This is a genomic window from Xanthomonas sp. WHRI 10204 (genome assembly GCF_040202875.1).
GTDB lineage: Bacteria > Pseudomonadota > Gammaproteobacteria > Xanthomonadales > Xanthomonadaceae > Xanthomonas.
Map to the genome: position 1 here is coordinate 1,242,278 of NZ_JBEGDW010000001.1, position 10,878 is coordinate 1,253,155.

Genomic DNA, 10,878 nt, shown 5'->3' on the forward strand with positions numbered 1-10,878 from the left:
TAGCTGCATGCAGATTTGCAGGGGGAGTGCAGGCGCGCATGCGCGCTACAGTGCAGGCAACCGGATGCGGGGCAGGGCGTTGCTTTGCTGCCGACAGCCCTACCGATGCGGTTGCTGCTCGATCGCGCAGTAGCTGTTGGTTCGCTTCGACCCGAGACGCGCCCTGTGCGTCGCCCGGCAAGCGACCGCTACGTTGTTTCACCATGTTCAAGGAGTACTGCAATGAATCTGTTCGCAACTGCAATGTCGTTGTCGATGATGGCCGCTACCACCGCTCCGGGGGGTGAGGGGCAGGGTGGCGAGGAGCATGCGGGGCAGACGCAGGCACCGATCAAGGTAAGCCGTGCCGGCGGCGCGGCGTCGGCCGTGGGCCCGGCCGATTACTTCACCGGCAAGGTGCGTATCGATGCGCCGTTTCAGGCCGATGCGCCGGCACGCGTGGGCGGCGCCACGGTGACCTTCGAGCCGGGCGCGCGCACTGCGTGGCACACCCATCCGCTGGGGCAGACGCTCATCGTCACCGCCGGTGCGGGGCGGGTGCAGGAATGGGGCAAGCCGGCGCAGGAGATTCGCCCCGGCGACATCGTGTGGATTCCGCCGGGCGTCAAGCATTGGCACGGCGCAAACGCGACGGTGGCGATGTCGCACATTGCCATCGCAGAATCGGTGGATGGCTCGCCGGTGACCTGGCTCGAGCAGGTGACAGAGGCACAGTACAAGGCCGATTGAATAAGCAATCACGCTGCTGTGGTGGGTCTACCGTTTTCGACGGCACCTACTTATTGCATCAGCATCGCTGCGTGGGCAGCGCAGATGTCGCGCACAGCGCGATGTCTGCGTGCAGAAGGCTGCAGCGAGGTCAGTCCAGTAGTCTCACGCCGCTTCCGTCGCGTCGGGCGCGCTTGCGCGTAACCGCTGCGCATCGCGCGCGGGCGGCTCGCCCAGAATGCGCGCGTAGTCGCGGCTGAATTGCGATGCGCTTTCATAGCCGACCCGAAACCCCGCATCGGCCGCGGTGAGCGCGTCGGCCACCATCAGCCGGCGCGCCTCGTGCACGCGCAGATGCGAGCGGTACTCCAGCGGTGTCATCGAGGTCACCGTCTTGAAATGTGCATGGAAGGTAGAGCGACTCATCGCCGACAGATCGGCGATTTGTTCGATGCTGAAACGCTGGGCGTAGTGCTCGCGCAACCACACGATGGCCTTGGAAATCTGGTTGAGGCGGCTATCGGCAATGGCCATCTGGCGCACTACCGTATTGGCGGGGTCGGCCATCAGGCGATAGAGCAGTTCGCGCGTCACCAGCGGTGCCAGCGCGGCGATCTCCTGCGGTCGGTCGAGCAGGCCAGCCAGCCGCACCGCGGTGTCGTACAGCTGCGGTGTGCTGCGGTTGAGCAACAGACCGGCGGCTGTGGCATCGCGCTGCGGCTCGGCAAGTTCCGCATGGTGGATGGCCAGCTCGCTGAGTACGGCGGTGTCCAGGTCCAGGCAGAAGCACAGGTACGGATGCGTGGCGCTGGCCTCGATCACCGAACCGACGATGGGTAGATCGACCGACGCCACCAGATACATCTGCGGATGATAGTGATAGGCCTGCGCGCCCAGCATCGCGCGCTTGCGGCCCTGCGCCACCAGGCACAGCATCGGCGTGTAGACGGTGGGGATGGCGTCGGTGGCGACGGCGCTGCGCATCACATGCAACCCGGCGATCGGCGTGGCGTGCATGCCGTCGGCCGGCGCGTGGCGCAGCAGGATGTCAGTGAGGTCGGCGGTGGCGGATGGCATGCGGAACGCTCGTGCGCTGGCGCTGTGCGGCACAGCCGCGGTAGCGCGATCCTACAAGGGACGCCGTGGTGCGCCCATCAATGGCAGACTCGACAATGCCGCGGATCCTTGCGCGTGGCGGTGCGGCCGCAGCCATCAAGCCGATGCCGCTGATCGATCACTCACGCACATTCCGTATTCTTGCGACCTGTCTCCGGTGCCCCGATCGTCATGCCTGCAAAACCCCGATCCCTAGCTGCTCCCTCCACCCCTGCCGACTGGAAGGCGATCGAGCAGGCGGCAACCGCCGAGCTTGCCCGGCGCACGCAGCTGGCGCACCAGCAGATCATCGGCCTGTTGCGCACGCACGGACATCTACTCAGCGACGCCCAGCGCCGCGCGCTTGGCAAACGCCTGCAGCGCAGCGGGAAATAAGGCGTTCGCACCGCCGGCACCCTGGCCGCGTTGCGCACACAGTTGGCCTAAGTCTGCAGGCGGAAAACGTAGCGTGCAGCATGCGCGCAACACTCCGTAGCGCCCCAACGCCACGCCGCTGCGCGGCATCGCGGCCAAGGGGCAGAGGCCGCGCTGCGGCGGGGCGCCGGATCAGACCTCGGCGCTCATCGCCGCGCTGGACGACGACGCACACGATCTTTAGCGGGCCGTCATGCCGGCGCTCATGCGCCTGACGACGATTCCCATGGCGGCGTCTGGCCGAAGTGTTCGAGCAGGAACTCCACAAACGCACGCACCCGCGGCGGCTGCAGCTGACGGGCGGCCATCACGGCGCTGATCTGCGAGGTGGGAGGCGGGTAATCGGTCATCACTTCGACCAGCCGGCCGGCGCGCAGGTCGTCGGCGATATGCCAGTACGAATACATCCCGATGCCTTGCCCGGCGAGCACCGCATCGCGCACCAGTTCGCCGAAGTTGCTCTCGAAGCGGCTCTGCATGCGCACCCGTACCTGGCCGCCCTCTGGTGTCTGCAGGGTCCACAGGTCCTGGCGGCCAGTGCGGCCCATCAGCAGTACGCCTGGATGCTGCATCAGTTCTTCGGGAGTGCGCGGTGTGCCGTGCCGCTGCAGATACGCAGGCGAGGCGGCGAGCGTGCGGCGGTTGTCGGCGATGCGCCTGGCCACCAGGCCGGAGTCGTCCAGCGCGCCGATGCGAATGGCCAGGTCGAAGCCCTGCTGGACCAGGTCCACCAGGTCGTCGCTCAGATGCGCGCTGATGCGCAGGCGCGGGTGGCGGGCCTGGAAGGCGGGCAGCAGCGGGGAAATGTACTGACGCCCGAACGAGGCCGACAGCGTGACCCGCAAGGTACCGCCGACATCGTGGGCGCTCTCGCGCAGGTCGTCGGCCAGCGCTTCCAGGTCGTCCACCAGCACCCGGCCGCGCGCCGCCAGTTGCTGCCCTTCCGGTGTGGGATGCAGACGGCGGGTGGTCCGGTGCAGCAGGCGCACGCCGAGGTCGCGTTCCAGCCGCTTCAGGCGCTGGCTGGCGACCGCCACCGACAGGTCCAGGGTATTGGCGGCGGCGGTGATCGAGCCCAGGTCCAGCACGCGCAGGAACAGCGCGATATCACCGAGACGGTCCATACATTGTCAACATGGCATTGAAAGTGAATCAGCATAACAGGGCTTCTTGAAGAGGATCGCGCGGCGCAGGCTGTGCGCAGTCCTCCAGGGTTTCTGTCATGTCCTCTGCTGCTGCATCCCGTCTGCCGCCAGCCCTGCTGGCGTTGACCATCGGTGCCTTTGGTATCGGAACAACCGAATTCGTCATCATGGGCCTGTTGCAGCAGGTCGCCACCGACCTGGACGTTTCGCTCACCGCGGCCGGCCTGCTGATCAGCGGCTATGCGCTGGGCGTGAGCATCGGCGCGCCGGTGCTCACGTTGCTCAGCGCTCGCTGGCCGCGCAAGGCCGTGCTGGTGAGCCTGATGATCGTCTTCACCCTGGGCAATCTCGCCTGTGCCCTGGCGCCCGACTACGCCAGCCTGATGGTCGCGCGGGTGCTGACCTCGCTGGCGCACGGCACGTTCTTCGGCGTCGGCGCGGTGGTGGCCACCTCCCTGGTGCCGCCCGAGCGGCGTGCCTCGGCCATCTCGTTGATGTTTGCCGGCCTCACCGTGGCCACCCTGCTGGGCGTGCCGGCCGGTGCATGGCTGGGCCTGCAACTGGGCTGGCGGGCCACCTTCTGGGCGGTGACGGTGATCGGGGTGCTGGCCACAGCTGCGGTTGCGCTGTGGGTGCCGGCCGCCGCAGGCGCGGCTGCGCCGGTGTCATGGCGACAGGAAGTGGCGGTGTTGCGGCGCGGGCAGGTGTTGCTGGCGCTGGCGATGACGGTGCTGGGCTATGCCGGCGTGTTCGCGGTGTTCACCTACATCCAGCCGCTGCTGGTGCAGGTGACCGGGTTCGCGCAGGCGGCGGTGTCGCCAGTCTTGCTGGTCTTCGGTGTTGGCATGATCGTGGGCAATCTGCTGGGCGGGCGCCTGGCCGACCGGCGCGCCACTGCCGCGTTGCTGGGCACACTCGTTGCGCTGGTGGCGGTGCTCGCTGCGATGGGTCTGGCCCTGCACAACAAGACCGCGATGGTGGTGGTTGTCGGGCTGCTGGGCGTGGCCGCCTTCGCCACCGTGGCGCCGCTGCAATTGCGTGTGCTCGAACATGCACGCGGTGCCGGCCAGAACCTGGCCTCCAGTCTCAATATCGCCGCATTCAACCTGGGCAATGCCCTGGGCGCCTGGCTGGGCGGTGTGGTGATCGCCACGCACGCCGGCCTGGTCGCTACCCCGTGGATCGCCGCGCTGTTGAGCGCCGTTGGCCTGGGCATCGCGTTGTGGAGCGTGCAGCTGCAACGCCGTCGCGCCGCTGCGCCGGACGCATGCGCGCAGGTGGGTTGATTCGATTCTTCAGGCGTAGCGCGCAGACCGCGCAACCGGCAGGCGTGCGGTCATTGCGCGGGTGATCGGTGAGCAGAGCGTCGTGCCTGGCACCGCGTGGTGTCGGATCGACCGGCATTGCGCGCGGGTTTTCTTTCGGTTCCAAGGAGCATTGCAATGGACACACGTTTTCTCGGCCGTTCCGGCTTCAAGGTACCGGTGCTCGGTCTGGGCACCGGCACGTTTGGCGGCAAGGGGCCGCTGTTTTCTGCGTGGGGCGATACCGGTGTGGCGCAGGCGCGGCGCATGATCGATCTGTGCCTGGAAGCGGGCCTCAACTTCTTCGACACTGCCGATGTGTATTCCGACGGCGCCTCTGAAGAGATTCTTGGCCATGCGCTGCAGGGCCGCCGCGATCAGGTGATTCTCTCGACCAAGAGCGGTCTGCGTCTGGGCGATGGGCCCAACGATGCCGGTGCATCGCGCTTCCGTTTGCTGCGTGCGGTGGATGCGTCGCTGCGCCGTTTGCGCACCGACTACATCGACCTGCTGCAACTGCATGCATTCGATGCGATGACGCCGGTGGAAGAAACACTCTCCACGCTCGATGAGTTGGTGCGCGCAGGCAAGGTGCGTTATCTGGGCGCCTCAAATTACGCCGGTTGGCAGCTGATGAAATCGTTGGCCGTGGCCGACGCACAGGGCTGGAGCCGCTTTGTTGCCAACCAGGCCTATTACTCGCTGGCCGGGCGCGACTACGAATGGGAGTTGATGCCGCTCGGCATCGACCAGGGCATCGGCGCGGTGGTCTGGAGCCCACTTGGCTGGGGCCGGCTGACCGGCAAGCTGCGTCGCGGTCAACCGCTGCCGGACAACAGCCGCCTGCATGCAACCGCCACCGCCGGCCCGGCGATCGACGATGCACGGCTGTTCGATATCGTCGATGTGCTCGACGGCATTGCCGCAGACACCGGCCGCAGCGTGCCGCAGATCGCCATCAACTGGCTGCTGCAACGGCCCACCGTGAGCACGGTGCTGATCGGTGCGCGCGACGAAGCACAGCTGCGGCAGAACCTGGGCGCGGTCGGTTGGTCGCTGACACCGGAGCAGCGTGCGCGCCTGGATGCGGTGAGTGCGGTGGAGCCGCCGTATCCGTACTACCCCTATTGGCGCGGGCACTTTGCCGAACGCAACCCGTTGCCGGTGTAACGCGGGTTGCGCCATCGCGCCACGCTGCCGCCCGCTGGCGACAGCGTGGCGTGCATCACCGTAGCCGCATCACAACGGCCGTGCCGCGCGCGGAATCACCTCAGGCTTGATCGCACCCACGCCCTTGCTGCCCTGCAATTGTGCGCAGTTGTCCAATGCAGCTGCTACCGAGTCGTAGCCGATCATCGCGCTGCCATCAATGGCCGAGGCATAGATCACCTTGCCGCCCGTGCGCGTTGCCAAGGCCCGCGCGATGGCAGGCGTGGTGTCGAATAACTTGATCGAAGCGCCCAGCAATGCCAGGTGGCCGCTCCGCGTTTCCAGCGCTGCTGCGATGGTTGCCGGTTGTTGTACATCTGCGGTGCGTGCGTGACCCGTGCTGTCGAGATAGACCGCGTAGCGATCGAAGCGTGCAACTGGCGCATCCGCGCTGGTTTGCGCGTTCTGCAGCGGCTGCGTGCTTGCAGTGGCGTGCGCCGCGTCGGCAACCCGCACCACCGCGCCAGGAATCAAGCGGAAACTGGCATGGCCCACCACAATGGTTTGCCCGGTCGCCGCAGCGCGCAGGCGTGCGCGCTCGTTCACTTGTGCCGACGCAGGAACGCAAATGCTGGCTGCAACAATACCGAGTAGGGCAATCAGAGCTGTCTTCATGTCAGTGGCCCACCACGCGCATCTCGAATTCCTTCAATTGTTGCTTGCCGTTGTCGGCGAGCATGTCGGCCACCTCCAGGGTCCAGCGCCCGGCAGAGGGCTCGTCCAGGAAGGCATTGCTTGAGGTCAGGAACACCACCACGCCTTCGTCGCTCTTGTCGAGCGTTGAAAATGGCGTCATCACGGTGCTGCGGGTGCCGCTGGGCGACACCAGCACTACGCGCAGGTTGCGCGGGTCCTTATGCGTGCCCAGGAAGTACAGCTGCACGCCTTCCACCTTGAAGGATTTGCTGATGTCGATCGCCAGTTTTGCGGGTGAGCCAGCACCGCCGATGGTGCTGCTTTTGCCGTCGTAGGCCATCCACTCGGTGTCTTGCATCGCCGGCAGCGAGGTGAAATGTACGGCACGTTCCACTGCCGCGGCCGCGTCCACCAGGCCGAATCCGTACCAGTTGCTGAAACGGTGGCCGGCCGCGTTGGTGATCCAGCCAGGCTCGATCACACTGCCGTTGTAGAGCACCTTGGGTTGTTGTGGATCGACCTGCACTGCGGTGGTCGCCAGGAGGTACTTGACGTCGCGCAGCGTCAGTTGCGGGTTGGCGCTCAGCATCAAGGCGGCAACGCCTGCGACGGTGGGTGCGGAGGCCGATGTGCCGTTCATGCGTGCGGTGTAATTGCACGATGCATCGATCTTGGACTTGCTGGTATCCAAGGCATTCTGCATCGCGCGTGTGCGGTCGCGATTGTTGCCGGCGCTGCAGCCGCTCAAATCGGTAGTGACGATCGCAGGCGAGAAGAAGGGCTGCGGACCCTGCGCATTGACGATGCCATAGAGCTCCTTGAAGGTCTCCGGATGCGGGTCGAAGCGACGCTGAAAGCCATACTCGCCAGAGAGCCCGGACACCCACAATGCAGACCCGGGAGAGGAGTAACTGGCACGCACGCCGTTGGCATTGACTGCGCCGACCACGATCATGGTCGTCAGGCTGTTGATGTTGTCTATGTTGGCACTGCTGCAGGCAACGCCAAGCTGCCGGGTCTGATCGCTGCAGCGATCGATCAGCTTGCCCTGCGCATCCGTATCGATCAGCGTATTGAACGAGTTGCCCGACGATTTGACGTAGATGCCGCCCTTGCCGCCGCGCTGGGCCCGCATCAGCTTTTCCAGGGAGCGTTGTTCGTCGAGGTCGCTATATTGATAGACCGCGGCCGAGACCCCGAAGCTGTTGTTGTAGACATCCATGACCTGCGCTTCGGGCCCGTCGCCCCAGGAGTAGCGGTTGTTGACGTACTGGGTACTGCCATCAGTGGTGTCACCGGCGTTGAAGCCGGCCAGCTTGGCTTCCGGGGCAACGCCACGCCCGCCGATGCCATTCCAACCCCGCGCAGCGATGATGCCTGCCACTGCGGTGCCATGATCGCCATCGATGTCATCCGCACGCGGCGTAGGGTCGTTGGAACCGTTCAAGAAATTGTGCGAACCGTTGGGCAGGATGTTGTCGACCAGGTCCGGATGCGCAATCTCCAGGCCGTTATCGATCACCGCCACATTGACGCCCGCACCGCGGATGCCCTGCGCGTGCAGGATCTCCACGTCCAGGTCCACGCCGTGCAGCGGGCGTCCATCGCCGAATACCGGCTGGCCTTGATTGAGTAGATGCCACTGGTAGCGGAACAGCGGGTCGTCGCCTTGCGTTTTCGGCCTGGCCGCTGCCTGTGCTGCGTTCTGCGCGACAACCTCATCTGCAGTGGCAGCACCGCTGCACAGGCACAGTGCCAGCAGCAGCGCAGACGGCAGCGCACAGCGCCGCGAAGAAAAAATCATCATGACGTCTCATCAGTAAAGGGGAACTGCGGAGATGGCGCCGGTGACAGCACGCCGGTGAGAAGGGGCGCAGGTGTCTGCCTGCGCCGTGGAAACTCACATCGGTTGCATGATCGCCTGCGTCACTACCAGCGATGCCTGCGCAATACCGCGACTGGCCTGCAGCTGGGTCGCTGCGCGTTGTGCCTGCTCGATCGAGGCATAGGCGATCACCGCATCACCATTCACCTGGGAGGCGTAGACGATGTTGCCGCCGGTCCCTCTGGCCGCCGTGGTCGCTGTGGCAGGTGTGGTGCCGGTCAGCTTCACCTGCGGCCTGACCAGCACCACCCGGTCGGTCCGCTCGTTCACTGCAGCGGCGAGCGTGTGCGTGGACGCGCCGGGTTGATTGCGCGCCGCGCCGGCAGGCGGATCAAGCACCACCAGGAAGCTGCCAATGCGTGCGATCACCTTGCTGCCCGGCGGCGGCGTGGCAGATCCCGCAGGCGCAACGCTGCCAGGCCCCACTCTCCGCTTGGCACCGACAGCGGATGTCTTCTGCTCGATGACCGTGGCAGTCAACATGCGGAACGTGTCCGTTCCGGAGCGGAAGCGTGTACCGGTAGCCGCTGCCAGCAGGGCCTGTGGATCGGTCGATTGCGCTGCATGCGCAACGCCGCTTGCAACGCTGCAGCCCATCAACAAGGAAACAATAAGCGCGATCTTCATGTCAGTGCCCCACGATGCGAAGGTTGAAGGACTTGAGCGCGGCGGTCTTGCTGGGTTCGCTCATGTCGGTGACTTCCAGTGTCCAGGTGCCGAGCGAGGACTCGTCCAGAAACGCATTGCTGGAGGTGAGGTCGATGTAGAAGCCGGTCTTGGCATAGGCCGCGGGGTCCAGGACCGAGAACGGCGTGGCCACCACACTGCGGGTGCCGCTGGGCGAGATGAGCACCACGCGCAGATTGCTCGGCGTCAGATGCGCAGACCGCAACGACAACTGCACTGCTTCTATCTTCATCGCCTGGGTGATGCGGATGCGCAGCGTGCCCGGCCGTGCCGGCCCGCCGATCTGGCTGGGCGGATTGGTGGACGCGACCCATTGCGTATCGCGCATGGGTGGCAGTGGAGTGAAGTGGCTCGCCTTGTAGACGGCTGCCGCGCCATCGGCCAAGCCGAACCCGTACCAATTGCTGAAGCGGTGTCCGGCGGCATTGGTGATCCAGCCCGGGTCGATCACGCTGCCCTGGTAGACCGCACGCGGCTGCCAGGGGTCGATCTGGCGTGCAGTGGTGGCCAGGATGTATTTGACATCGCGTGCGCTCAGTCTTGGGTTGGCACTCAATATCAGCGCCGCGACGCCGGAAACGGTAGGAGCCGCTGCGGAAGTGCCGTTCATGATGGCGTTGTAGTTGCAAGATCCCTCGATCTTGGAGGCACTGGTGTCCAATGCATTGATGGGTGTGAGGCCGTCGAAGTTGGAACCTGCAGAGCAACCGCTCAGGTCGGTGGTGACAATCGCCGGGTCGTAAATAGTCCGAAGGTCGATGTCTGGAGCGAACTTGCGCTGATATCCGTATTCGCCGCCAATTCCGGAGATCCAGAGCGCTGAGCCGGGCGTGGAGTACGACGAACGCACTCCCTTCGCGTTAACGCTGCCGACCACGATGGTGCCAACCAGACTGTTGATCGCCTCGATGTTGTTCAGCGTACAACCGACATTCAATGCGCGTGTCGTGTCAGGGCACAGATCGATGGTATTGCCTTCCGCATCGTCGATCAGGAAATCTTGGAAGTTGTTGCCTGACGACTTGACGTAGATGCCGCCAAGACCGCTGCGGGTCGAGCGCATCAATGTTTCCCAGGAGCGTTGCTCTGCCCGAGTAAAATCGAGGTAGAACGATGCATTCGTTCCCCAGCTGTTGTTGAATACATCGATATTGCGCCCCTCCGGTCCCTCACCCCATGCGTAAAGGACGGCTGCGTAGTTTCTGGACGAATCGCGAGCCAGGAAGTCGAATCCTGCCAGCAGCACGTCCGGCGCCACCCCGCGCCCGCCGCGGCCGTTCCAGCCGACCGCGCCGACGATGCCGGCCACGGAGGTACCGTGGCCGCTACCCGGATCGATCGGCGTGGGGTCGTGCGAGCCGTCGCCAAAGTTGTAGGACCCGTTGGGCAGAATGTTTTCGGACAGGTCTTCATGCGCCAACTCCAGTCCGTCATCCACCACACCGACGCGTACGCCACGGCCGCGGATGTTCAGCGAATGCAGGATGTCCACATCCATATCGACGCCGGGCACCGGGCGGCTGTCGGCGATCACGGCCTGTCCCTGATTGGAAATGTGCCATTGGTAGCGCAGCAATGGATCGTTGCCCTTGGAGCTGGCAGTGGTGGTGGCAGTGATGGTGGCCGCGGTCACTGGCGTATCGGCCAGTGCGGGGAGTGACGCGCCTGTGATCAGTAAGGCACCGATCAACAGCGCGAGAGGGCGCCTGCGATAAGAGTTCATTCCGTTTTAGTCCAGTCAAGGGTAGGCACGATCGACGCGACACAGTTCCCC

Annotated in this window: 10 protein-coding genes; 4 read left to right on the forward strand and 6 right to left on the reverse strand. The window is 65.1% G+C overall.

Features of this window, described 5'->3' with window-relative positions; all coding sequences use genetic code 11:
• Positions 1-222: 222 nt before the first annotated feature.
• Positions 223-729 (forward strand): (R)-mandelonitrile lyase, encoded by a 507-nt coding sequence (locus ABQZ00_RS05395; protein WP_161961654.1) that lies wholly within the window; start codon positions 223-225, stop codon positions 727-729.
• 144 nt (positions 730-873) lie between these two features.
• Here ABQZ00_RS05395 and ABQZ00_RS05400 read toward each other — a convergent pair whose 3' ends face one another.
• Complete coding sequence (locus ABQZ00_RS05400) at positions 874-1,785, reverse strand: AraC family transcriptional regulator (RefSeq protein ID WP_323537411.1); 912 nt, start codon at positions 1,783-1,785, stop codon at positions 874-876.
• 210 nt (positions 1,786-1,995) lie between these two features.
• Between ABQZ00_RS05400 and ABQZ00_RS05405 the strand changes: the two genes are divergently transcribed.
• Positions 1,996-2,199, forward strand: a complete 204-nt coding sequence (locus tag ABQZ00_RS05405) for a hypothetical protein (protein ID WP_323515712.1) — start codon at positions 1,996-1,998, stop codon at positions 2,197-2,199.
• Between the two features lie 242 nt (positions 2,200-2,441).
• On the opposite strand, the gene ABQZ00_RS05410 is transcribed toward ABQZ00_RS05405, so the two are convergent.
• The gene (locus ABQZ00_RS05410) at positions 2,442-3,362 is read right to left on the reverse strand and encodes a LysR family transcriptional regulator (RefSeq protein WP_323537410.1); all 921 of its coding nucleotides are present in this window, start codon (positions 3,360-3,362) and stop codon (positions 2,442-2,444) included.
• A gap of 98 nt (positions 3,363-3,460) precedes the next feature.
• On the opposite strand from ABQZ00_RS05410, the gene ABQZ00_RS05415 reads away from it, so the two are divergent.
• Positions 3,461-4,669 (forward strand): MFS transporter, encoded by a 1,209-nt coding sequence (locus tag ABQZ00_RS05415; RefSeq protein WP_323537409.1) that lies wholly within the window; start codon positions 3,461-3,463, stop codon positions 4,667-4,669.
• Positions 4,670-4,825: 156 nt separating this feature from the next.
• Positions 4,826-5,857, forward strand: coding sequence for an aldo/keto reductase (locus tag ABQZ00_RS05420; protein ID WP_323537408.1), 1,032 nt, complete (start codon positions 4,826-4,828; stop codon positions 5,855-5,857).
• A 69-nt stretch (positions 5,858-5,926) separates the two neighbouring features.
• Here the strand turns inward: ABQZ00_RS05420 and ABQZ00_RS05425 are convergent, their stop codons facing one another.
• The 4 genes from ABQZ00_RS05425 to ABQZ00_RS05440 all read right to left on the reverse strand — a co-directional run bounded on the left by ABQZ00_RS05425 (position 5,927) and on the right by ABQZ00_RS05440 (position 10,794).
• Entirely contained in the window at positions 5,927-6,511 is a 585-nt protein-coding gene (locus ABQZ00_RS05425; RefSeq protein WP_323537407.1) for a hypothetical protein, read from the reverse strand.
• Position 6,512: 1 nt separating this feature from the next.
• Positions 6,513-8,339, reverse strand: a complete 1,827-nt coding sequence (locus tag ABQZ00_RS05430) for a S8 family serine peptidase (protein ID WP_503064240.1) — start codon at positions 8,337-8,339, stop codon at positions 6,513-6,515.
• Positions 8,340-8,432: 93 nt separating this feature from the next.
• Entirely contained in the window at positions 8,433-9,044 is a 612-nt protein-coding gene (locus ABQZ00_RS05435; protein WP_115528486.1) for a hypothetical protein, read from the reverse strand.
• Between the two features lies 1 nt (position 9,045).
• On the reverse strand, positions 9,046-10,794 hold the full coding sequence (locus tag ABQZ00_RS05440; RefSeq protein ID WP_503064267.1) for a S8 family serine peptidase: 1,749 nt from the start codon (positions 10,792-10,794) through the stop codon (positions 9,046-9,048).
• Positions 10,795-10,878: the final 84 nt, after the last annotated feature.